Annotated in this window: 20 protein-coding genes and 1 pseudogene; 10 read left to right on the forward strand and 11 right to left on the reverse strand. The window is 69.4% G+C overall.

Translation table 11 applies throughout. The features are described from left to right. From ABT294_RS35905 to ABT294_RS35915, 3 genes and pseudogenes are all read right to left on the reverse strand, one after another. Window positions 1-389 (reverse strand): annotated as a pseudogene (locus tag ABT294_RS35905) (DUF4097 family beta strand repeat-containing protein); the annotation flags it as partial. A gap of 496 nt (window positions 390-885) precedes the next feature. Next, window positions 886-1,362 carry an iron chaperone gene (locus tag ABT294_RS35910; RefSeq protein ID WP_350810784.1) on the reverse strand — a complete coding sequence of 159 codons (477 nt, stop codon included), beginning with the start codon at window positions 1,360-1,362 and terminating at the stop codon, window positions 886-888. Window positions 1,363-1,504: 142 nt separating this feature from the next. Further along, window positions 1,505-3,790 carry an ATP-binding protein gene (locus ABT294_RS35915; protein WP_350810785.1) on the reverse strand — a complete coding sequence of 762 codons (2,286 nt, stop codon included), beginning with the start codon at window positions 3,788-3,790 and terminating at the stop codon, window positions 1,505-1,507. Between the two features lie 157 nt (window positions 3,791-3,947). Here ABT294_RS35915 and ABT294_RS35920 point away from each other — a divergent pair, with 157 nt between their 5' ends. After that, complete coding sequence (locus ABT294_RS35920; protein ID WP_350810786.1) at window positions 3,948-4,406, forward strand: carboxymuconolactone decarboxylase family protein; 459 nt, start codon at window positions 3,948-3,950, stop codon at window positions 4,404-4,406. Window positions 4,407-4,550: 144 nt separating this feature from the next. Beyond that, window positions 4,551-7,721, forward strand: coding sequence for an AfsR/SARP family transcriptional regulator (locus ABT294_RS35925; RefSeq protein WP_350810787.1), 3,171 nt, complete (start codon window positions 4,551-4,553; stop codon window positions 7,719-7,721). Here the strand turns inward: ABT294_RS35925 and ABT294_RS35930 are convergent. The 4 genes from ABT294_RS35930 to ABT294_RS35945 all read right to left on the reverse strand — a co-directional run bounded on the left by ABT294_RS35930 (window position 7,703) and on the right by ABT294_RS35945 (window position 11,915). Beyond that, window positions 7,703-8,539 carry an ABC transporter permease gene (locus ABT294_RS35930; protein WP_350810788.1) on the reverse strand — a complete coding sequence of 279 codons (837 nt, stop codon included), beginning with the start codon at window positions 8,537-8,539 and terminating at the stop codon, window positions 7,703-7,705. The genes ABT294_RS35925 and ABT294_RS35930 overlap by 19 nt on opposite strands. Beyond that, window positions 8,536-9,561, reverse strand: a complete 1,026-nt coding sequence (locus tag ABT294_RS35935; protein WP_350810789.1) for an ATP-binding cassette domain-containing protein — start codon at window positions 9,559-9,561, stop codon at window positions 8,536-8,538. The genes ABT294_RS35930 and ABT294_RS35935 overlap by 4 nt, the downstream gene beginning before the upstream one ends. A 184-nt stretch (window positions 9,562-9,745) precedes the next feature. Continuing rightward, the gene (locus ABT294_RS35940) at window positions 9,746-10,369 is read right to left on the reverse strand and encodes a hypothetical protein (RefSeq protein ID WP_350810790.1); all 624 of its coding nucleotides are present in this window, start codon (window positions 10,367-10,369) and stop codon (window positions 9,746-9,748) included. A 208-nt stretch (window positions 10,370-10,577) separates the two neighbouring features. Next, entirely contained in the window at window positions 10,578-11,915 is a 1,338-nt protein-coding gene (locus ABT294_RS35945) for a serine/threonine-protein kinase (RefSeq protein WP_350810791.1), read from the reverse strand. A gap of 228 nt (window positions 11,916-12,143) precedes the next feature. Between ABT294_RS35945 and ABT294_RS35950 the strand changes: the two genes are divergently transcribed. Beyond that, window positions 12,144-12,353, forward strand: coding sequence for a hypothetical protein (locus ABT294_RS35950; protein WP_350810792.1), 210 nt, complete (start codon window positions 12,144-12,146; stop codon window positions 12,351-12,353). A gap of 4 nt (window positions 12,354-12,357) precedes the next feature. On the opposite strand, the gene ABT294_RS35955 is transcribed toward ABT294_RS35950, so the two are convergent. After that, window positions 12,358-12,813 carry a MarR family winged helix-turn-helix transcriptional regulator gene (locus ABT294_RS35955; protein ID WP_350810793.1) on the reverse strand — a complete coding sequence of 152 codons (456 nt, stop codon included), beginning with the start codon at window positions 12,811-12,813 and terminating at the stop codon, window positions 12,358-12,360. A gap of 62 nt (window positions 12,814-12,875) precedes the next feature. Between ABT294_RS35955 and ABT294_RS35960 the strand changes: the two genes are divergently transcribed. Both ABT294_RS35960 and ABT294_RS35965 read left to right on the forward strand, forming a co-directional pair. After that, window positions 12,876-14,000 (forward strand): FAD-dependent oxidoreductase, encoded by a 1,125-nt coding sequence (locus ABT294_RS35960; RefSeq protein WP_350810794.1) that lies wholly within the window; start codon window positions 12,876-12,878, stop codon window positions 13,998-14,000. A gap of 201 nt (window positions 14,001-14,201) precedes the next feature. Beyond that, the gene (locus ABT294_RS35965) at window positions 14,202-15,038 is read left to right on the forward strand and encodes a class I SAM-dependent methyltransferase (protein ID WP_350810795.1); all 837 of its coding nucleotides are present in this window, start codon (window positions 14,202-14,204) and stop codon (window positions 15,036-15,038) included. A 36-nt stretch (window positions 15,039-15,074) separates the two neighbouring features. Here ABT294_RS35965 and ABT294_RS35970 read toward each other — a convergent pair whose 3' ends face one another. The 3 genes from ABT294_RS35970 to ABT294_RS35980 all read right to left on the reverse strand — a co-directional run bounded on the left by ABT294_RS35970 (window position 15,075) and on the right by ABT294_RS35980 (window position 17,859). Beyond that, the gene (locus ABT294_RS35970; protein ID WP_350810796.1) at window positions 15,075-16,061 is read right to left on the reverse strand and encodes an NAD-dependent epimerase/dehydratase family protein; all 987 of its coding nucleotides are present in this window, start codon (window positions 16,059-16,061) and stop codon (window positions 15,075-15,077) included. Window positions 16,062-16,262: 201 nt separating this feature from the next. Beyond that, a complete protein-coding gene (locus ABT294_RS35975) occupies window positions 16,263-17,492 on the reverse strand; it encodes a HEAT repeat domain-containing protein (protein ID WP_350810797.1) in 1,230 nt (409 codons plus the stop codon). A 124-nt stretch (window positions 17,493-17,616) separates the two neighbouring features. Continuing rightward, window positions 17,617-17,859 carry a hypothetical protein gene (locus tag ABT294_RS35980; protein ID WP_350810798.1) on the reverse strand — a complete coding sequence of 81 codons (243 nt, stop codon included), beginning with the start codon at window positions 17,857-17,859 and terminating at the stop codon, window positions 17,617-17,619. Window positions 17,860-17,971: 112 nt separating this feature from the next. Between ABT294_RS35980 and ABT294_RS35985 the strand changes: the two genes are divergently transcribed. The 5 genes from ABT294_RS35985 (at window position 17,972) to ABT294_RS36005 (ending at window position 23,055) form a co-directional block, all read left to right on the forward strand. Then, the gene (locus ABT294_RS35985) at window positions 17,972-18,505 is read left to right on the forward strand and encodes an RNA polymerase sigma factor (RefSeq protein WP_350810799.1); all 534 of its coding nucleotides are present in this window, start codon (window positions 17,972-17,974) and stop codon (window positions 18,503-18,505) included. Further along, window positions 18,502-19,665 (forward strand): CU044_5270 family protein, encoded by a 1,164-nt coding sequence (locus tag ABT294_RS35990; RefSeq protein WP_350810800.1) that lies wholly within the window; start codon window positions 18,502-18,504, stop codon window positions 19,663-19,665. Before ABT294_RS35985 ends, ABT294_RS35990 begins: the two co-directional genes overlap by 4 nt. Window positions 19,666-19,717: 52 nt before the next feature. Then, window positions 19,718-20,797, forward strand: coding sequence for an NAD(P)H-dependent amine dehydrogenase family protein (locus ABT294_RS35995; RefSeq protein ID WP_350810801.1), 1,080 nt, complete (start codon window positions 19,718-19,720; stop codon window positions 20,795-20,797). Beyond that, complete coding sequence (locus ABT294_RS36000) at window positions 20,794-21,303, forward strand: carboxymuconolactone decarboxylase family protein (RefSeq protein ID WP_350810802.1); 510 nt, start codon at window positions 20,794-20,796, stop codon at window positions 21,301-21,303. The genes ABT294_RS35995 and ABT294_RS36000 overlap by 4 nt, the downstream gene beginning before the upstream one ends. Window positions 21,304-21,417: 114 nt before the next feature. After that, the gene (locus ABT294_RS36005; protein WP_350810803.1) at window positions 21,418-23,055 is read left to right on the forward strand and encodes a GMC oxidoreductase; all 1,638 of its coding nucleotides are present in this window, start codon (window positions 21,418-21,420) and stop codon (window positions 23,053-23,055) included. Window positions 23,056-23,057 lie beyond the last annotated feature (2 nt).

The following is a 23,057-nucleotide window of genomic DNA, read 5'->3' on the forward strand; positions in this document are numbered from 1 at the left end:
ACCGCGGTGAGGCGGACGCTCGCGGCCTCGTCGATCTTGATCTGGCTGTACGCGCCTTCGAAGACGACGTCGCCGAGGCGGCCGACGGTCCGGAGCTCGGCGCTGGCCGCCTTGGCCTCGATGCGGGAGCCGGCGGGCAGCTCGACCGTCACCTCGATGGATCCGGACTGGCCGAGGTACTGGTTCTTCGCCGGGGTCTCGATCCGCAGGACGCCGTCGGCGTATTCGATCGTGGTCTGCTCCGCTGCCTTCACGTCGCGGCTCTTTGCGGCGTTCGCGGGCAGGACCTCGACCGTGGTGTCGGCCCGGTCGGCGGCGATGAACTGGACGCGTCCCGCGGGGATGTCCAGGACGGCGGAGATCGGGGCGGCGGTGTCGAACTTCTGCATCGTGTGCTCCTTGTGCTGCGTTGTTTCGATCGTGCGAGACCCGTCCCGGCGTGGCGCTCATGGGCTTCCATGAGCGACGCACGAGGGTCGGGTCGGCCCAGTTCGCTGCCCGGAGGCCGCGATCGCTGAACCGTTCATGGCGTCTACCATCGCCGACCGCTCTGACACCGGGCTGTCGCCGTCCTGACGCCGCCGCTGACATACGGCGGGAAGCAGCCAGCCGGGCATGATCCCGTGGCCGCGTAGTGCAGACAGTCGATGAAAGTGGTGCTCGGCCCCGGGCACGATGAGCAGGTTGACGTCCTTGTCGATGGTCGCCACGCCGCCGTGTCCCAGGGGGCCGGAGAGGCCCCGTGACTTCGCCGCCGACATCTGCCCGCACACCGGCCGGGCCCGGCTTGGCTACGACCGCGCCCCGCGTCGCCGGGCCGTCCGCATGGCGTTAGCGTGAAACACCAGGTCAACGCTCCACGTTCCGAAAACCTGCACCGGCTCCTCAGCCCGCCGCCCTCTTCACGAGCTCGCCGATCCGTGCCTCGTCCTCGGCGGTCAGCGTCGTCAGGGCGAAGGCGGTCGGCCACACGGTGCCGTCGTCGAGGTGCGCCGCGTCGTTGAAGCCGAACGTCGAGTACCTCGTCTTGAACTTCTGCGCGGGCTGGAAGAAGCAGACGATCTTGCCATCCCTGGCATAGGCCGGCATTCCGTACCACAGCTTCGGCGACAGCGACGGCGCGTTGGCCTTGACGATGGCGTGGAGCCGCTCGCCGGTAGAGCGGTCCAGCTCCGACATCTCGGCGAGCTTCGCGAGCACCTCGCTCTCCCCGTCCGCCTTGGCCGAGCGCGAGCCGCGGCGGGCGGTCGCCTTCAGCTCCCGGGAGCGCTCCTTCATCGCGGCCCGCTCCTCGTCGGTGAACCCCTCGTACTTCTTGTCGGCCTCGGTGGTGGTCTTGGCGGGCTGCTTGGTGGCGCTCATGGCGGGTTTCCTTCCGTGTGGGTGATCCTCATGGTGAGGATCGTTTCCCGTTCGTCGGTGCGTTCCGACAGGAGTTATCCGACCATTGACGCGTCAAGCCTCGCACCGTCCGTGGGACACGGTGGGACACCAGGAACGCGGCCTAGCTGCGGAAAGGAGATTCCGATCCGCGGTCGCGAGCTGGGACGCCACCTACGGTGACCTGGTATGCCTCACGCGCGAGCTTCTCGTCGTGCGGCCGCCCGAGCTTGCGCGCCAGTTCGACGGTGCGCTCATGCAACGCCAGCGCCTCGTCGTACCGGCCCGCCGCGCGGCACGTCTCGGCGTACGTGGGCAGGAAGTCGATCTCCAGCTGTGTCTCGGCCAGCGGTTCCAGCAGCTCAAAGGCGTGTCGATGGTGTTCGAGCGCCTGGTCGAATGAACCCATGATGCGCAGCGCGACACCGAGATAGTTGTGACACCACGCCTTGTTGTGCTGAACCTCGGCGAGTTGCAACGCCTCATGCAGCGCTTGTAGCGACTCTGCCGGCTTGTCTGGTGCCAGTGCGACACCGAGCGTGACCAGCCCGGTTATCTGGGCAGGCCCAACGGCCAGAGCGAGTGACGCGCGGGCAAGTTCGGCGGCTTCGCTGTTCCGTCCGAGGTGGAGGGTCACCCATCCGTCGAAGGCCAGCGCCTGGGACTGTCCAGGGCGATGCCCGGTCTTCTCGAACAGCATGCGCGCCAGCCGGAATTGAGCCTTTGCCGCCTCGAAATCGCCGAGATCCCGGCGGACGAAGCCGGTGCGCAGCGCCAGCGCACCTGCCAGCTCGTCATCGTCCGAATCGGACTGTGCGGCCAGTTCGTAGGCGGCGAGCGCCTCGGCGAGACGTCCAGCGGCAGCGCGGGCGAAACCGAGATCCACGAGCAGTGAGGCACGCTGGTGGTCGCGCCCGAGACGTTCCGCGGCGGCTGCGGCCGCTTCGAGCAGGCGTACCTGGTCGTCGGTTCCGCGATGCCGGAAGAACCAGACGCGCATGGCCTGCGGCAGCTCAGCCACCACATCGTCCGCGCCGAGCCGAACAGCGGTGTCGAAGCAGGCGATCAGGTTGGCGTACTCGGTGTCGAACCAGGCCATGGCCTTCGCCGAATCGCCCGGCACGGTCTCCTTGCGCTGCTGCAGGGGCAGCGTCTGAGCGCAGGCGGTCGCCTGCTCCAGATAGTGGTTCAAGACACGGTGCACGGCGGCATCCGCCCGCGGCTCCTCGTCGGCGGCGATGTCTGCCGCGTACTGCCGGATCAGGTCGTGCAGCCGGTACCGTCCGGGCGAGGGCTCCTGGACCAGATGCGCGTCCACCAGCTCTTCCAGTACCGCATTGACGCGGTCCGGCGTCATGTCGGCAAGCGCGCCCGCCGCTGGTGCGTCAAAGTCGGCGCCGGGCAGCACGCCCAGCAACCGGAACATGCGGCGCTGGACCGCGTCGAGCTGCTGTAGCGACATGCCGAACACGGAGTCGAAGCGACCGGCGTTGTTGCGCAGCCGCTCGGCCAGCACCGCCACTGTCCAACCTGGACGGTGCCGTAGCCTCGCGCCCGCCATCCGCAGCGCCAGCGGAAGGCCACCGCACTGCCGCAGCACCTGGGCGACCGCCTCCCCTTCGGTCAGGTCTACCCCGGCCGCCCGGCCGAACAGCGACTCCGCGTCCGCAGGGGGGAGCGCCTCCAGGGACACCGGCGGCACCCCGTCCAGGCTCACCAGCCGATGGCGACTGGCGACCAGCACCGCGGACTTACCCGCGCCAGGAAGGAGCGGACGCACGTGCTCCGCGTCGACCGCGTTGTCGAGCACGACGAGCGCTCGACGCCGGGACAGTTCCGACCGCCAGAGCGCCGCGCGTTCGACCGTGTCGTCCGGAGGATGCGTGACACCCAGGGCGCCCAGCAGCCGACCGAGTGCGGCCGACGGCTCCAACGGTTCCTGGCCCGGAGTGAAGCCGTGCAGGTCGAGATAGAGCCCACCGTCAGGAAAGGACGGCGCGAGCCGGTGCGCCACGTGCACGGCGAGGCTGGTCTTCCCGACGCCCGCCATGCCGTCGATCGCGACCGCGCCCGCGCTCCGCAACAGCTCCTCGACCAGCGCCGCCTCCCTCTCGCGTCCGGTGAAGTCGGCGAGGTCGGCCGGAAGGTCGTTGCGGCGTGGGCTGGGCGCCGCTCCAGCCTTGGACGCCTCAGCCCACAACGCGCGCAGCGGACGGGGATCGCGGGCCACGACCCGGCACAGCGCCACGACGGCGTCCCAGGGCGGCACCAGCTGGCCGGTCAGATACCGGGACAGTGAGGAGCTGCTGAGACCTGCCTGGCGGGCGAGGGCGCGCACGCTGAGCCCGCTCAACTCCTTGATCCGGGTCAGCTGGGCGATCAGGGGCTCAGGTCCGCTCGACACCCGCACACGGTACCCCGTCCCAGCTCGCGGGCACCGAACAGAGTCTCATTTCCGCAGCTAGGCCGTATTCCGGGTGTCCCACGCTGTCCCACGGACGGAGCGGGTCCCGACGCGCCGGTGGTCAGATGACTCCCGTCAGAACACGACGACGAAGGAGAAAGCGATGCCGACCGAACGCATGCCGAACCCGGCGACCCTGATCCCCGAGGCGATGCAGGCGCTGATGGCCGTCAACAAGGCCATCCTGGGCGCCGGAGTGGACGCGAAACTGCTGGCGCTGAGCCACCTGCGAGCCAGCCAGATCAACGGCTGCAGCCCCTGCGTGGCCGGGGGCGTCCAGCAGCTCCGCCACCACGGCGCCACCGACGAGCAGACCCACGCCGTCGTCGCATGGCGGGAGACGCCCTGGTTCAGCGATGCGGAACGCGCCGCGCTGGCCCTGACCGAGGCCATCACCCGGCTCGCCGACCAGCCCAACCCGGTGCCCGACGAGGTGTGGGACATGGCCGCCAAACACTTCGACCAGAAGGAGCTCGCCGCACTGGTACTCAACATCGCCATCACCAACGCCTTCAACCGCCTCAACGCGCCAACCCGCCAGCAGGCGGGCGGCAAGTGGTAAAGCTGACAGAACAGGTGGGGCCCTGGGACAGGCGCGCCTGCCAAGACGAACATGGGCATGCGGTAGCGCGTGTGGGCCTCGATCCACTCGTCGAGATGCTCTCGGTCACGCTCCTGCCAGGTGACTCGTCCGTAAGCTGAGGGTGTGTCCCCCACACTGGTCCTGCTCGACGGCGTCCGCTGGCGGGGTGTGCGCGTGGTCGGCGATCGCGCGCAGACCCTGCTGGCCGTACTCGCCATGCACGGGCGGGCAGGGGTCAGCGACGAGCGCCTGGTCGAGGAGTTGTGGCCCGACGAGACGCCGGCCAACCCGACGAAGGCGCTGCAGGTGGTCGTCTCGCGGACCAGGGCGGCGACCTGCGCCGACGTCGCGCTGCGGATCCCTCGTGGATACCGGCTCGGGCTGCCCGCTGATCAGGTGGACGCGCTGCTGCTCGGTGCGCTGGTGGAGCAGGCACGGGCCGCACTGGGCGAGGACGACATGGTGCTCGCGCATCGCCGCGCCGAAGAGGCCATGGGTCTCGTGGCCGGCGGCTTGGACGGCGCCACGGGCGCACTCGCTGAGCTGAGGGGCGTCGCAGCAGGGTGGGGGGCCGAGGCGCGACGGGTGGCGGCGATCGCGCAGGGCCGGAGCGGCGCTCACGAGGGCGCGCTGCCGCTGCTGGAGGAGGCCGCGGCCGATCGACCGCACGACGAGGAGCTGCTCGCCTGCCTGCTGCGCAGCGAGGCCGCCGTACGAGGCGCCGCCGCCGCTCTGGAGCGCTACGAGCGGTATCGCGCGGGCTTGGTCGCGCGGCTCGGCATCGAACCAGGGCCTGAGCTCGCCCGCGTGTACGCCGAACTCCTCGTCGCGGATCGGCCGGTGCGTGAAGGCATCCTGTTCGACGGTTCCTCGCTGCTCGGCCGCGACGGCGACATCCATGCGGTGCACGCCCTGTTGCAGACCAACCGGGTGGTCTCGATCGTCGGCCCTGGCGGGCTGGGCAAGACGCGGCTGGCTCATGTCATCGGTAGGAACGCCGCGCAGCCCGTCGCTCACTTCGTCGAGCTCGTCGGAGTCTCCTCCCCGGAGGGCGTGGTGAGCGAGGTGGGCTCGGCGCTCGGAGTTCGGGACTCGGTCAGCGGGCGTCGTGCCCTGACCACCGGGCAGCGCTCCGACGTTCGCGCCCGGATCGCCCAGCATCTCGACCAGGCTCCGGCGCTGCTGATCCTGGACAACTGCGAGCACGTGATCGAGGCCGTCGCCGACCTGGTGGCGTTCCTGACCGTGACGACCCGCGACCTGCGGGTGCTCATCACCTCGCGCGCCCCCTTGTCGATCCCCGCCGAACGCGTCTACCTGCTCGGCGAGCTGCCCACAGGCGACGCGGTGGAGTTGTTCCGCCAGCGCGCCACGGCCGCCCGCCCGGGTGTGCGGATCGACGAGGGAGTGGTCGAGGAGGTCGTCGCCCGCCTCGACGGGCTGCCGCTCGCGATCGAGCTGGCCGCGGCCAAGGTGCGGGTGATGTCGGTGGAGGAGATCGCGCGGCGCCTGGCGGACCGGTTCGCGCTGCTGCGCGGCGGGAACCGTACGGCCCCCGACCGGCACCAGACGCTGCTCGCGGTCATCGACTGGTCGTGGAATCTGCTGGATGAGCCAGAACGGCAGGCGTTGCGGTGGTTGTCGCTGTTCGGCGACGGTTTCACACTGGCAGCGGCCGAGCACGTACTCGGCCCGGACGCCCTGCACGTCGTGGACGCGCTGACCGAGCAGTCGATGCTGAGCGTCCGCGAGACGACGTACGGCCTGCGCTACCGGATGCTGGAGACCGTCAGGGAGTTCGGGCGGATGCGGCTGAAAGAGGCGGGCGAGGAGGCGTCCGCTCGGGCGGCGCAGCGGGCCTGGGCGACGGCGTACGCCCTCGAACACGCCTCCCAGCTGTTCAGCCCGGCGCAGTTCGCGGCGGCGGACGCGTTGCGCGCCGAGGAGAGCAACCTCGCCGATCTGCTCCGGCAGGCTCTCGGCGAGCCCGATCCCGTCACGACGGTCCAGTTGCTGGCAGGCGTCGGCGCGCTGTGGTCGATCCGCGGCGACCACCCTCGGATCCTCGTTCACCGGCACGCGATCGCCCAGGTGGTCAGCGGCTGGGTGCCGCCGCCGTACCTCGTCGAGGTGACCAGGGCCGCCCTGCTGATCTCGCTCATGAACATCATGAGCATCACCGACCGCAGCGGCGATCCGCTGCGCGACCTCCTCCGTACGCTGCCCACCAGTGACACGACGGATCCCCGCATGGCGGCGATGGCCACGGTGGTGCTCGCGTGCGACGCGGCCGACGGCGCCGACCTGCGCCGCCGGCTGGCCGAGTTGTGCCGCAGCGCCGATCATGACGTGGCCTTGGCGGCGACGCAGGCGAGCGTCCACGTCCTGGAGAACGCGGGAGACGTGACCGGGGCGATCGAGGCCGCCGAGCGGACCCTGACGATGCTCCGCGAGGACGAGGGGCCGTGGTTCGCCGCGATCATGCACGCCGTGCTGGCCCATCTGGCCATGCAGCTCGGCGACCGCCGGCGGGCGGTCGGACACGCGCGGACCGCCATCCCGGTGCTGAGCCGGCTCGGCGCCACAGACGACGAGACCCAGCTCCGCGCGGTGCTGCTGGGCTCCGCGCTCGCCGACGGCGACCTGGACACCGCGGAGGCCGAGCTCGCCGAGATCACCCGGATCAACGACAACGAGGCCGTGCTCGGCGGGGTGGCGACCGTCTCGTTGTGCGCGGCCGAGCTCGCCCTCGCCCGCGGTGAGACGGCCGCCGCGCTCACGGAATACCGTCTGGCTGTCCAGCGGGCGCGCGACCTGCGCCTGCCCGGGGTGCTGCGTGCGGAGTTCACGCCGTGGACGATCATCGCGGAGTCGGTCACCCTGACGGCGTACGCGTACGACGCCCCGCCGGAAGACGTCCCGTACGGCAAGGAGCTGTTCTCCACCGTCCGGGGTTACGACCTGCTGGCCGCGGAGAACCCCATCCTCGACTACCCGGTGTGCGGCTCGATGCTCTTCGCGCTCGGTGCCTGGGGGCTGCTGCGGGAAGCCATGGCCGCCCGCGACGCGATCGGGTTGCTGGTGCTGGCCGAGCGGTTCGCGTACCACAGCAGCATGCCCAGCACGGCCTTCGAGCGGATCGAGCCGTACGCGGAGCGGGCCGCGCCAGGCATGATCGCCGCCGTGCGGGCCGAGCACGGCGATCGACGCGGCCCCGACCTGCTGGACGAGGCGCGGAGTCTCCTCAAGCAGGTCTCCGGCCGTGACGGCGGAGGTCACATGTGCCGCTTGTAGCTGCGTACCGACAGCGGGGCGAAGATCGCGATGACGATCAGGCAGGCCAGGAGCGTCCAGGCCACCTCTCCGCTGACGAGGGCGCTGTTGGCGAGGTCGCGGGCGGCCGTGACCAGGTGTGAGACCGGGTTGATCCGTACGAACGCGGCCAGCCAGCCGGGCAGGGTCTCGACGGGGACGAACGCGTTCGACAGGAACGTCAGCGGGAACAAGATCATCATGGAGATGCCCTGCACGGCCTGGGCACTCCGGGCGATCGTGCCGACCCAGGTGAAGACCCACGCCATCGACCAGCCCGTGAAGATCGCCAGCAGGATCGCGGCGAGCAGGCCGCCTGCTCCGCCGCCCGGGCGGTAGCCCATCACCAGGCCCATGCCGAAGGTCAGAGTGGCCGCGATCGTGTAGCGCAGCAGGTCGGCCACCATCGGGCCGGCGAGCGGCGCGATCCGGGCGATCGGCAGCGACTTGAACCGGTCGAAGACGCCCTTCTCCATGTCCTCGCGGAGTTGCGTGCCCGTGGCCATGCACGTCGTCAACACGGTCTGGGCGAGGATGCCGGGGATCATCAGGGGGAGGTAGCTCTCCACGTCGCCGGCGATGGCGCCGCCGAAGATGAAGGCGAACATCGCGGTGAACAGGATGGGCTGCAGTGCCACGTCGAAGAACTGCTCCGGGTTGCGGCGCATCTTCTTGAGCGCCCGCCACGCCATCGTCAGGGTCTGCCCGAGCGTCTCCCCCATGGAGACGCGCCGTCTGGCGGCCGCCACGCGGTCGGCGGCCCGGACCGCCTCGCGGGCAGGTGCGATCATGGTGCTCATCGGTTCTCCTCCGTGCCGGTTTCGTCGTCCCCGTCCGTCTCGTGGCCGGTGAGGGCGAGGAACACCTCGTCCAGGCTGGGCTTGGCCACGCTCACCGAGGAGATCGACACCCCGGCCTTGCGCAGCGCGATCAGTACGTCCGCGGCCAGGTCGGCCTGGTCGAGGGCGACGTTGAGGCGGCCCTGCTCCGGGCTGAGGACCGGGTCGGAGCCGAGGACCCGCCGCACGACCTCCACGGCGGCGGGCACCTCGCCCGGCTCGGTGAGCAGCAACTGGAGGGTGGAGTTGCCGACCGCGGTCTTCAACTCGTCGGGAGTGCCCTCGGCGACTTTGCGGCCGTGGTCGATGACGGCGATGCGATCGGCGAGCTGGTCGGCCTCGTCCAGATATTGCGTGGTCAGCAGCACCGTGCAGCCGTCGGCGACCAGACTGCGGATGGTGTCCCACATCTGGCCGCGCGTGCGCGGATCCAGACCGGTGGTCGGCTCGTCGAGGAAGATCAGCGGTGGCCTGGTGATCAGGCTGGCCGCCAGGTCGAGGCGTCGGCGCATGCCGCCGGAGAACTGCGCGATCGGTCTGTCGGCGGCCTCCTCCAGGCCGAATTGGCCCAGCAGCTCGCCGGCGATGCGCCGGGCACGCGGCCTGGCGATGCCCTGCAGGCGGCTGAAGAGCCAGAGGTTCTCGCGGGCAGTCAGGTTCTCGTCGACCGACGCGTACTGTCCGGTGACGCCGACCAGCTGGCGGATCACGTGTGGGTTGCCGGCCACGTCGACCCCGAAGATCTCGGCACGGCCCGCGTCGATATTCAACAGGGTGGCCAGCATTCGAAGCGTGGTGGTCTTGCCGGCGCCGTTCGGGCCGAGGACGCCGAAGATCTCACCGGGGCGTACGTCCAGGTCGATCCTGTCAACGGCGCGGTGCTCGCCGAACGTCTTCACCAGCCCTTCCGCACGTACGGCCAGATCGGCGCCCCCGTTGAGGGCCGGGCCGGGCCCGGTATGTCCGAGTTCTGTGATGCTCATGGCTTCACTCTCGGCGGTGTCGGTTTCACGGCACCCTCGACCGAGTTTCACCAGTTGCCAGGAGCTCCGTGGATTCGTTCCTCAGGAGAGCGCCCGTCATGGCCTCCGTCGCCCTGCTTGAGATGACCGTAGACGTTCTTGGTGATCGCGATGCCGAACCGGGTGGACGAGGCAGACGGGAAGATCACGCAGGGGAAGGGGTACCGAGGGAGGGCCGCTCGAGGCGGTCTTGAACCAGCCGCTGGCGGTGAGCAGGAATGCGGTGGGCATTCATGGCCCGTTGCAACAGATCAGAATCGAACCCGTGCGTGCCCATGTAGTCGAGGAGCGGGCCATATCGATCAGCCCGGTCTCGCAGGAGCTCCGAAACCAACCGGAGTTCCAGCCGAACTACCGGCACATGGTGAGAGCCGCAGGTGATCAGGACGTAATGCTGCCATGGCCCGCTGCCTACACATTCCATCGCGTCCGAATCGACTTGCCTCTCGACGGTGCTGAGCTCCAGGTCGACCCCGTTCACATCGAACCTGGTGAAGTATTGCGAAGACTCGGGGAGCCATGAGGCGGTATATAGGCAGGGGAACGATGAGAGTGCTGCGGCGAACGTATCCACGTCCTCTCGACTGGCGAGCAAGATGTCGATGTCCCCAACAGGGAGTGGGACGCCTTGCAGGAGTGCGGCGCCTGTGCCACACACGCGATACGCCATGTCGGTGTCCGCAGCTTTGAGTGCAACGAGCGCCATGTCTAATGCCGTAGTTATATCCGTCAGGTTGAGTGTTCTTTTCCCGTCGCCCATGTAGATCAACGTACCAATCATGCAAGTGCAGGCGTCAGGCGTCCCGAGGCCCAGTGGGAGCCATCTCGGGAGCCACGCGAACGGACGATCACGGGCTGAGCCGAACGAGACGGTCCTGTGCCACGGCGGTCCTCAGCAGGGTCGATGAGGCTGTCCTGTTGTCGATCATGTGACGTTCGAATGTGATGGGCGGCAGGCCGTTGTAGGGGCTGCGTGTCTATTGCCGGGCTTGTGTCGAGTTGAGATTCGGACGTCGCGACTTCCTGGACTCCCAGGCCCAGCCAACCGAGATGAGAACGATGATGGTGATCACGATCAACGAGACCAGCGCGGCGTACTTTCGGTCCTGAGGCATCACCGAGTGCAGGAGAATCTGGGCGACGCCATCAAGGGCGAAACCGGCGGCGCCGCCACCGAAGAGGAGTCCGACGACACCGACGACGACGGTGACGGTCTGACCGGCGACCGGCGGTACGAAGCGCGCGATTCCGGCGCACAGTAAGCCGACGAAACAGACGTCAACGACGATGACGACCAACACGGCGACCCCCTTGAGGCCGCCTCGCTCCACATACCCCAAGAGGCGGTCCGAGGCGACGCCGACGTGCGTGAGGCCGGCGACGGCGAGTGTGGCGATGATCGCCATCATCACCGCGACGCCCTTTTGCTGCCACTTCGTCGTGGTTTCCCGCGGTGCGAGGAGCTTGGTGCCACGCTGCGTGCGGACGTGAGTGGGCGGCTGCTCACCGGTCATGGTCAGCGCCTCTGCGGCCGTCGGCCTGTTGTCCGGGTCCTTGTCCAGGAGCCGGGTGATGAGCTGCGTGAGCCGCCCAGATCGTTGCGGCGCCGGGGCCTCCTCCAGCAGAACCGCGGTCAGCGTCGCGGGCTGGGTGTCGCGGCGGAACGGCGAGACGCCCTCGACGGCCTGGTAGAGGGTCGCGCCGACGGAGAACAGGTCGCTGGTCGGGAGTCCGTCGGTGCCGTGCAACCGTTCGGGGGCCATGTACTCGGGCGAGCCGACGAACATCCCGGTGGCGGTCAGAGTGGTATCGGTGTTGTGGACCGCGATCCCGAAATCGGTGAGCAGGACCTTCCCGTTCTTGGCGAGCATGACGTTGGCCGGCTTGATGTCGCGGTGCACGATTCCTTCCTGGTGCGCCGCGCCGACCGCCGCCAGCAGTGCCACGGCGACGTTCGCGGCCGTGTCCACCGGCAGCGGTCCGTACGCCTTGATGTGCTCGTCCAGCGAGCAGCCGTCGATCAGCTCCATGACGATCCAGGGGAGGCCGTTCTCGACGACGACGTCGTGGATCGCGACGATGTTCTCGTGCTTACGCAGCCGGGCGGCGTTGCGGGCCTCACGCGTGGCGCGCGTCAGCCGCTCGGCCTGCTCGGCCTGTGACATCCCCGGCAGGAGCCGCAGTTCCTTGATGGCCACGTCGACGTCCAGGGTCTCGTCACGGGCCTGCCAGACCCGTCCGAAGCCGCCGGACCCCAGTTCGGCGACCAGCCGATACCGTCCGCCCACCACGTGACCGGTCCCCGTCGATGTCATGGCCACCCCGCCCGCCTTGCCCGCACGACAGTTGATCAGAGTACATCCACCGGTATGGGCACCGTGCCCGCTTTGACATGACGTGCGATAGGCCCAGCCCTCCGTGTGGTCAGGTGCCGAAGCCGCCGTCGGGATGCCCTGGAGGGAGATGCCACCGGCAGGCGGCTGCCGCTTCGGTCAATCCACACGTGCCCAGAAGTCGTACGGACCCCGCCCAGGACGGAACCCGTGAGCCTCCGCGCCGCCTCCCGGAACCTGCGGGCGACGGTTGACGGCTCCGCCCAGGCCCTCTTGTTGAAGGCGGCCAGGAACTGCTGCTGCCTGCAACGCAGGCACGACATCCCCAAGGGGAAACGGGCGTACGTCGTGGACGTCATCTGCCGCTACATCGAGTCACCCACCAGCGGCCCGCAAGGCTTGGCGGGCAGGCGGTGGTGATGGTTCAGGACGGGTTCTCCCGTAGTTCCTTGGTGGCCGATCGGTAGGCCTCGCCGACGCGGGTGAACAGGCCCAGCAGCACCGGTACCTGTTCTGGCGTGTAGTGCGCGCTGATCGCGTCCAAGTGCCGCCTGGACGCCTCGCAGGCGGCGTAGTAATCGTCCATGCCGCCTTCGACCAGCTCCACGGTGACCGTGCGCCGATCACGTTCGCCGCGCACCCGTCGCGCGTAGCCCGCCTTCTCCAGCCTGTCGATCAGCCGGGTTGTCGAGGCAGAGGGCAGCCCGAGCTCCTCGGAGATCGCTCCTACGGCGAGTGGTCCGCGCATCTCCAGCAGGATGGCGGCGGCGACGTCGACGGGTTGCAGGCCTAGCCGGTCGGCGACCGCCTCGTTGTGCAGAAGGACCGCGATCAGGAACTCGCGGTAGACGTCCGCTTCCGGGTGCTGTTTGCTGGCCACTTTCCCAACCTACTTCACTACGATGTATCTTCAAATCGGAGATACTCCGAAGTGGAGGAGATATGGAGATCCTTGTCATTGGCGCCGGGGTGGGCGGTCTGGCTGTCGCGCGCAGCCTGCTGGCCGCCGGTCACCGGGTGCGGGTTTTCGAGCAGGCTCCGGCCCGGCGGACGGGCGGTGCGGCGGTGACCATCTTCAGCAACGGCGCCGCCGTACTGAGTGATCTCGGCGTCAGCCTGGACGGCGTCGGCGGGCGCATCGACCGGATCGACGCGCTCACCTCCGACGGTCGGCTGCGCACCAGCATGAACCTGGCCCACGCGGCCGACCGTTTCGGCTTCGAGACCAAGGCGATCTCCCGCCGCGACCTGCTGGGACGCCTGGCGGACGGGCTGCCCGACGACCTCGTCCGCTACGGGGTGAGCTGCCAGAGCGTGACTCAGGACCGTGGCCAGGTCACGGCGGCCTTCAGCGACGGGTCGACGGCCACGGGAGACCTGCTCGTCGGAGCTGACGGCCACCACTCGGTGGTACGGCGCTGCCTGTGGGGCGAGGGTGTCGTCCAGCCGGCGACCTTCGGCACCTGGCAGGGCCTCAGCCCGATCGACATCGATCTCACCGGCTCGAGCCTGCACCTCATGATCACCGGGCGAGAGGGCGCGTGCGGGCTGATGTCCGCCGGGGACGGCCTGCTGCAGTGGTGGTTCGACGTGCGCTGGTCACCCGCCGATCCGCGGCCCGCCGCACCGCTGGCCGAGCTGAGGCGCCGGTTCGGGCACTGGGCGTCGCCCGTCCCCGAGGTGCTCGCCGGCGCGTCCGAGGACGACCTCGGCTTCTTCGGGCACCACTGGAACAAGGTCCGCCAGGTGTGGGGGGAGGGCCGCATCACCCTGGTCGGCGACGCCGCCCACACCATGCCGCCCACGCTGGGGCAGGGCGCCAACCAGACCCTCGAGGACGTGTGGGTGCTCGGACGCGAGCTCGCCAAGGGCGGCGACGATCCGGTGGTACGACTGCGCGCCTACGAGAAGGCCCGCTATCCGCACATATCCCTGGTTTCCCGGCTGGCCAGGCGCAGTCCCGCCAACTGGCGCATCCCGCCGGTGATTGGCCGACTGTTTCCCGAAACGTCCCAGACCACCATGCTCGCCCGCTTCAGCAACCGCCTTACGGCGTCTGCTGTGTGAGCTCTCTTGCCCCACGCCGTATCCCCAGCGCCGTCGCCTTCGCCGGAAGAGGTCGACGTACTCCTTGATGGGCGGCCGTCCTCCCGGGAGCAGTACGTAGCCCTGCGAATGGGGAGTCGCTCTTGACTTGGCTCATGGCTGTAGCTTATCTCTAGAGTTCAACTCTAGTTAAGTCTGGGCGCCGATCACAGGAGGAACCCCATGCAGGCCATTGCCAACACCCAGCAAGCGGAAGCGTGGAACGGCTGGGAAGGCGTCCACTGGGCGCAGAACCGGGCCCGATACGACGCGACAGTCGCCGCGTTCAACGACGACCTCTTCCGTGCCGCCGCGATCGACGAGGGCGACCGCGTCCTCGACATCGGCTGCGGCACCGGCCACATCACGCTGCTGGCCGCACGCCAGGCGTCCCGAGGGCAGGTCGTCGGCGTCGACATCTCGGCGCCGATGCTGGAACGCGCCCGTGCCGACGCGGCGGAGCAGGGCATCACGAACGTCAGGTTCGAGCAGGGGGACGCCCAGGTTCATCACTTTCCCGACGGTGGCTTCGACGTCGCGATCAGCCGTGGTGGGGTGATGTTCTTCGACGACCTGGTGGCCGCGTTCGCCAACGTCCGGCGAGGGCTGCGGCCAGGTGGGCGGCTCGTGTTCATGGGCCCGCAGGGCGGCAGCCCCGACAGTGAGTACGCCCGTGCCACTGGGGCGCTGAAGCCGCTGATGCGCGGGCCGTCGCCCGCTGCGCGGGGGATGGGCTCCCTGGTCGATCCGGCCCGGATCCACGAGGTGCTCGGCGAGGCCGGGTTCGCCGACGTGGGCGTCGTCCCGGTCGAAGCGCCGATGGACTACGGTCGCGACGCCGCCGACGCGGCCGAGTTCATCCTCGGTCAGGGGCCGGTTCGCTTCAACCTGGAAGGGGTCGACCGGGCCGTCGTCGAACGGGCGCGGGAGGAGCTGCGGGCGGGGCTCGTGGCGTACGAGACCTCGGAGGGGGTGCGCATCTCCGGCGCCGTCTGGGTGGTGAGCGCCACCCGTCCGTGAGCCGTGCGGCGCTCGGCGGGCGCTGGGGGCAAGGGGTCAGCCGAGAGCGTCCAGCAACTCGCGTTCGCGCTGGGCGCTGAGGCCGGCACGTCGTGACCGGTCCAGGCCCTGCTCGCGTTCCCAGACCAGTGTGTCTGCCAGCAGTTCGGCCCGGGGCCGATGACGGAGCCCCGCAGCGCGCGCCGCAGACCCGTTCCGGGCCGAGAAACCCTCCCAGCCGGGCTCGACCAGCCACATCGGCAGCGACTCGGCCCCCATGTACTCGGCCACACCGTTCGCCAGCAGCCACGCCGACTCGGCGGCGACCACCGGGCCGACGTGCCCGCCGATAGCACGGGACAACTCGATCCACTCTCCGAACGGAACGACCGGACCGACAGCGTTGAATGTGCCGATGCTCCCCGTCTCGGCGGCGTCGAGCAGCCAGGCGGCGAGGTCCCGCACGTCGACCGCCTGTGTCGGGTTGGCCGGTGTATCGGGAACCAGCATCGGCCCGTGCGGATCGCGTGCGGCACGTGCCACCCAGTAGCCGGAGCGTCCGCTGTGGTCGCCAGGACCGCCGATGAGACCAGCGCGCGCGATGAGCAGGCGGTCGCCCACCACCGCCGTCGACGCCTGCTCGCAGGCCACCTTCGCCTCGCCGTACAACGCGCGGTCGACCTCACTGCGGTCGGTCGGAGCAAGCAGGGCCGCGGACTCGTCCGCGTCCGGCGTGGCATGGGAGGCGTAGGCGTTGCCGGAGGACACATAGGCCCAGTGCGTGGCCCTGCCGCCCAGTGCGTCGAGCGCCCCGCGGACGAAGCCAGGTTGCCAGGACACCTCGATGACCGCATCCCATTCGCGGTCGAGCAACGGTTGGTACGCCAAAGGATCGCGCCGGTCGGCGGCCACCAGCCTCGCTCCGTCCGCGACGTGTCCGCTTTCGCCGCGAGCCAGGCATGTCACCTGGTGGCCGCGCTCGATCGCCTGCCTCGACAGCTCCCGGCCCACCCATGCCGTCCCGCCCAGAATCAAGAGCTCCATCCCGCCACCCAAGCACCGCGGACCCGGGCACCCAAGGCGGGTTCACCGATAGCGGACCCGATTCGCTGACAGCGGACCGATGCTGAAGCGTCGGGTTCACCGGAACCTTGAAGCGTGACTGCTCACGACGCGGCCCGTCTGTTGCCGGACGCCCTGGTGCTCCGCGACCGCTGCCGATCGATGGCAGAGCCCGAGGCGGGGCTACTCCGGCGTGTCGAGGCCCGCGTAGGCACGGCACTCCGCGTGTGTGCTCGGCAGATTCCAGGACCGCAAGATGGACATGAAGTTGACCCAGCGCCACGTCTCCGGCCCAAGCTCGGCCAGGACCTGCACGACCCGCCGCTGAGGGGCGGTCAGTTCCTCGAACGGTGGCAGGGGACGGGGTGCGCCGTGCGGGAATGTCAGTCTCAGCGCCGCCGCGGTCATCGAGAACGTCGCGACCTCCGAGGTCCGCGACAGGCCCTTCACCACCGCCTCCACGGTTTCGGCCGGCAACTGGTGGTCGAGCGTGGCCAGCGTCTGTGACGCGTAGCCGCGCAGATCACCGTCCAGGAAGCTGACCGCGGGTTCCGCGTCTGTCTCCGGCGGGATCATGCTCGCCTCCGCCAAGGCGCCGATCACTTCGGGCTCGACGACGCCGAGCCGTGTGAGGGCTATGGCAGCGGACAGGCGTAGCAGCGGCTCGGGACCGTTGAGGTAGTCGTGGAACTGCGGAACCAGGCCGGTGGCCGTGAGCAGCCCGGCGGAGATGATCGCGTTGGCCGTGACGCCGGTGGCGGTTTCGCGTACGAGGAGAGCCTGGAGCGCGGCGACGGAACCCACTGCCTCCTCCGGGAACCAGCCCAGGAGATAGGCGGTGGCGGCCCGGATCAGTGGGTCGTCATCGTCCAGCAGCCGACGCAAGGCGGGAACCTCGGCCCGTACGGCGTCGTAGGCGCCCAGTTCGGCTTGCGCGTATCGCAGCGCCTCGGCGTGGTCGTACGTGTCACGATTGATGCTCCTGACGCGGCGTTCACCGGCGTCCTGGGCTGCCTCGACCCATAGGTCGAGTTTGCGGCGCTCTTCGGCCGGATCCGCGGAACGCATCCGGTTGATCTCCGCCCGCCAGCCCGTGATGTCGACACCGCCCGGCAGGTAGCCCTCGTCGTATCCGATCGCCACCGCGGCGAGCAGTTGCACGATTTCATCCCGCTTTAGGGTGCTCGGATCGAGGGCCAGCCGGGCCAGGAACGGGACCGCCGGTGCGGTCGCCGGGTACCTGCTGCCCTGGTGAAAGATGTTGCCGTACAGCTCGTACAGGGCGCGTTCGCGCTCGTCGGGCGACTCCGAGCGTAACGCGCGCAGCTGCTCGGGAACGTCATCCGCAGGTCCGTAGGCGTGCTTCAGGTCTGCCCAATGGATCTTGTCGAGTCCTGCCAGCACATCGCTCATGGCGTGCAGTGTGGCAGCCGCCACCGACATCGCGGTACGGACCGGAAGGCTGGTTCGAACCTGCTCGGTCGCGCAGCAGCTCAGCGGCTCTCCAGGGAGATTCCGAAGGGCCTTGTGAGTACGGCTACCGGCCGTGTTGTGAGATCGCGGTCTCCACGGCGGTGAGCCAGGCGGTGCGGTCCGGGGTGGCGAAGTGGTGGTGGCAGTTGCGGCATTCCCAGCTCTCTTCGAGGTCGTCGTCCCAGACGACGCAACCCGCGAGCACGATCTTCCCCGCGGCGGCTGCCTGGTGGGCGGCTTCGGTGGGCAGGCCGAAGAGGACGGGCAGGACCTCGCCGGCGCAATTGGGGCAGGTGGGGGCAGTCACCTCTCCATGGTGCAGGAAACGGCAGTGGTCCGGGTGGCTGAGCTGCGGTCGGTAATGCTGCCGAAATTCCGGACATGGGATTGGTGACTGATGATCCAAGTGAGGAGGCCGCATGGGTTCAGACCCCCACGGCCGGTTCGTGCAGATATACGAACACGCTTACCGTCCCATCCTCGGGTACGTCCTGCGTCGCTGTGAGGACCCCGATGACGCGGCCGACGTGGTCGCCGAGACGTTCGCCACCGCGTGGCGGCGCATCGACGAGGTCCCTCCGGGCGACGAGGCCAGGCTCTGGCTGTACGGCGTGGCACGCAGGGCCCTCGCCAACCACCGCCGCGGCGAGCGACGGCACGAGCAGCGCACCGCCGCGCTGCGCGAGCAGCTGAACGCCTCCCCCGAGCTGGCCGGTCCGCCCGCAGCCGAGTACACGCAGTTCGGCCGGGCCTTCAGGAGTCTGTCTGACGACGACAGGGAGCTGCTGTCGCTGGTCGCGTGGGAGCGGCTCGACACCAAGCAGGTGGCACGCACGCTCGGCATCACGCGCAACGCCGTACGCGTCCGGCTGCACCGGGCGCGCAGGCGGTTCGCGCGTGCCCTGTCCGACGCCGGCATCGACATTCCGCTCCTCGAGAGGACCGCGCTGTGAATCTGACCGATCTAGCGAGAGTGCACGACGACGACCTGGGGGGCGACCCCGCTGGGCAGGCGTCCGGAGCGGGGGCCCGGATGCTGCTGGAGTCGATCATGTCCGAGCCGCCGGGGCGGAGCGGCAGGCGGTGGGCGAGGAGGTTGCGCGGACCGGTGCCGTGGCTGGCGTCGGCGGCTAGCCTGGCCGCCGCCGCGCTGGTGGTCATGACGGTGACGGCACCGGACGGGCAGGTCCCGAACCCGACGTCGACCTTGGCTGCGCCGACAGCGGAGCCGTCGGCGCAGCGGATCCTGCTCACCGCCGCGTCCGCCGTGATGAAGGCGCCCACGTCGGGCGCGTACTGGCGGACGTCCAAGATCTACGGCATGGACGCGATCTCGCCTGATCGCGGCTACGTCATCAGGCGGCGCTTCTCCAAGGAGGAGTGGCTGGCGCGCCGGCCGGGGGCGCAGAGCTGGTGGGTGACGCAGTACCTCGGCGCGAAGCCGCTCACGGACGAGGACGAGGCCGCCTGGCGGAAGGCGGGCTCGCCCACCCAATGGAAGTACCCGATCGACATGACCGGGTACGAAGGGGTCAACTCGGGGGAGGTGGTGCGGGCCGCCGCGGAGGAGAAGGTGGGCTCGCGGCTGCGCGGCAAATGGAAGAACTCGGGAGGGTCGCTGACGAAGGAACTCGTCGGCTGGGACGAGATCTCCCGCATCCCGAGCGGTGAGCAGGAGCTGCGCGCCTACCTCGAACAGCGCATCACCGCCCAGGCCAAGGGCGGCCGGGAGGGCGATCCCCAGTGGCGGGAGGGGGCCCTGCAGGGGAGCTGCATGGAGATCGTCTTCGGCCTGCCCGTCTCGCCGGCCGTCCGCGCGTCCGCCTATCGCATCCTGGCCGGCCTGCCCGGGATGAAGTCCCTGGGCAGGGTGAAGGATCCGCTGGGCCGTACGGGCGAGGCGCTCGGCTACCAGATGGCCGGCCGCGCACGGCAGAACTCCTACGACGTCACGCACGTGATCGACCCGGAGACGGGTCTGCCGCTCGCGCAGTGGACGACGACCACGGTCGAGCTCGCCAGCGGTCGTAGCGCGAAGGTCACCTCCTTCACCGCCTACCAGGAGATGGGCTGGACGGACGCCAAGCCGTCGCTGCCCGCCAAGCGCGAATGATCGCGCTGAAATGGAGCTATGCAGCTGACCAAGCGCTTGCTACGCTCCGGTCATGGTGTCCACCGTGGTCTGGGGTACCGGCAACATCGGCCGCGCGGCCATCCGCGCGGTCGAGGCCCACCCGGTGCTGGAACTCGCGGCCGTGCTCGTCCACAACCCCGACAAGGTGGGACGAGACGCGGGCGATCTCGGCGGCCTCGGCCACGAGCTGGGAGTCGCGGCGACCGGCGACGTCGAGGCGGTGCTGGCCGCCGGGCCGCGGGCCGTGGTGTACGCGGCGTCCGGCGACATCCGTCCCGACGAGGCGCTCGCCGACATCGTCAGGGCGATCCGCGCCGGAGCCGTGGTCGTCACCCCGTCGCTGTACGCGCTCTACGACCACCGCAACGCCCCGCCTGAGCTGCGCGAACCGGTGCTGGCCGCCATCGCGGACGGCGGCGGCTCGCTGTTCGTCTCCGGCGTGGACCCCGGCTGGGGCAACGACGTCCTGCCGCTGCTGATCAGCGGACTCGGCGCCACCGTGGACGTGATCCGCTGCCAGGAGATCTTCGACTACTCCACCTACGACCAGGCCGACTCGGTCCGGTACCTGGTCGGCATGGGCCAGCCGATGGACTACGAGCCGCCGATGATCGCGCCGACGGTCCCGTCCATGGTGTGGGGCGGGCAGGTGCGGCTGATGGCCAGAGCCCTCGGCGTCGAACTGGACGAGATCCGCGAGACCGTGGACCGGCGCCCGCTCGACTCCACCGTGAGCACGCGGACGATGGGCGAGTTCGAGGCCGGCACCCAGGGCGCGGTGCGGTTCGAGGTGCAGGGCGTCGTCGAGGGCGAGCCCCGCATCGTCGTCGAGCACGTCACGCGCGTCCACCCGTCCTGCGCGCCTGACTGGCCGGTGTCGCCCAACGGCGAGGGGGCGCATCGGGTGATCATCGAGGGACGTCCGCGCATCGAGGTCACCGTCGAGGCCACCGACGAGGACGGCAACCGGTCCGCGGGCGGGAACGCCACCGCGGTCGGGCGGCTGGTGGGCGCCGTCGACTGGCTCGTGGACGCCGAACCCGGGCTGTACGACGCCCTGGACGTCCCCCTGCGGCCCGCAGTCGGCAAACTCGGAAGGAAACGACCATGAAGATCGACATCCCCGAGGGCAGGGACGCGATCGAGTACGTGTGGGGCGAGATGGTCCCCGGCATCGGGGTCGCCGCCTCGACGTTCTCGCTGTCGGTGTATGCCCACACGACCCTCGGGCTCCGCGAGTTCGAGGCGGCGCGGCTGCGCGTCGCGCAGATCAACGGGTGCGCCTTCTGCCTCGACTGGCGGACCGAACGGGACGGGCAGAAGGTCGAGGACGGGTTCGCCGACGCGGTCACCGACTGGCGCACCACCGACGCCTTCGACGACCGCACCCGGTTGGCCGCCGAGTACGCCGAGCGGTACGTCCTGGACCACCACGGCCTCGACGACGAGTTCTGGACCCGGATGACCGCGCACTACAGCCAGCTCGAGATCGTGGAGCTGAGCATGAGCATCGGCTCCTGGCTGGCGTTCGGCCGGCTCAACCACGTACTGGGCCTCGACACCGTGTGCGTGCTGTCCAGCGGCCCAACCCCCTCCACCAGGCGGACGGACGCGTAGGGCACCTCATCGCGCGAGCACGCTTCTCATATCGCCAGTTCTCATGACGCTAAATCTCATATCGCCAAGTCTCATGTCTCTGAGTCTCATGTCGTCGAGAGCGAGGAAACCCCCATGAGCATCTCGGGCGGTACTGGCAGCAAAGGCGTTTCACGCCGTGGATTCATCACCGGAACCGGTTCTCTCCTCGGAGTCGCGGCCCTCGGCGGTCGCGCCACGGCGGCCCAGGCGCGGGCCGTCCCCACGGCCGCTCCGATCGCCACGGGGGCCCACGTGCCCGCCCTGGTGATCGGCACCGGATACGGCGGCTCCGTCACCGCGTTACGTCTCGCCCAGGCGGGCGTCGACGTGCACATGATCGAGATGGGCATGGCCTGGGACACGCCCGGCTCCGACGGCAAGATCTTCTGCAACACCCGCGAGCCGGACTACCGCTCCTACTGGCTGCGCACCAGGACCAAGGCGCCGCTCAACTACTTCCTCGGCTTCCCGATCGACAGGGACATCCCCCGCTACACCGGCATCCTGGACGCCGAGGAGTTCAGCGGCATCACGGTCTACCAGGGCCGCGGTGTCGGCGGCGGTTCGCTGGTCAACGGCGGCATGGCCGTCACCCCCAAGCGCGAGAACTTCGGCGCCATCCTCCCGTCGGTGAACGCCGACGAGATGTACAACGTCTACTACCCGCGCGCCAACGCCGGGCTCGGAGTCGGCATCGTCGACCCGGCCTGGTTCGACACCACCGCCTGCTACCAGTACGCCCGGGTCGGCCGCAAGCACGCCCAGCGTTCCGGCTTCCCGTTCGTCTTCGTGCCCGACGTGTACGACTGGAACTACATGAAGCAGGAGGAAGCCGGCACCGTCACCAAGTCGGCGCTGGCCGGAGAGATCCTCTACGGCAACAACTACGGCAAGAAGTCCCTGCAGAAGACGTATCTCGCCCAGGCCAGGGCCACCGGCAAGGTCGCCATCTCGCCGCTGCACAAGGTCACCTCGGTCGCTCCGGCGTCCGGTGGCGGCTACACGGTCGTCATCGACCAGATCAACACCAACGGCGACACCACGGTCACCAAGACCGTGACCGCGGACAGGGTGTTCTTCGCCGCAGGCAGCGTCGGCACCAGCAAGCTGCTGGTCAGGCTGAAGGCCACCGGCGCGCTCCCCAACCTGAACGACGAGGTCGGCAAGGGGTGGGGCGACAACGGCAACGTCATGTGCGGCCGCGCCAACCATCTGTGGGACCCGACCGGCAGCCTCCAGTCGGCCATCCCCTGCTCCGGCATCGACAACTGGGCCGCCGGGGGCGCTTTCGCCGAGATCGCGCCGCTGCCCACCGGGATCGAGACCTTCGCCTCGTTCTACCTGTCGATCACCAAGAACCCGAACCGTGCCCAGTTCTCCTGGAACGCCGCGACGAGTGCGGTCGAGCTGAGCTGGCAGACGTCCTGGAAGCAGGCGTCGATCGACATGGCCAAGACGATCTTCGACAAGATCAACGCGAAGGAGGGGACGATCTACCGGACCGACCTCTTCGGCATCTACAAGATCTGGGGCGACCACCTCACGTACCACCCGCTCGGCGGCGCCGTCCTGAACAAGGCCACCGACAACTACGGCCGCCTCGCCGGCTACCCCGGCCTGTACGTCATCGACGGCGCGCTGATCCCCGGCAACACCAGCGTCAACCCGTTCGTCACCATCACGGCGCTCGCCGAACGGAACATCGAAAAGATCATAGCCACCGACCTGTGACG

Origin of the sequence: Nonomuraea sp. NPDC000554, assembly GCF_040300065.1 — a bacterium.
Classification (GTDB): domain Bacteria; phylum Actinomycetota; class Actinomycetes; order Streptosporangiales; family Streptosporangiaceae; genus Nonomuraea.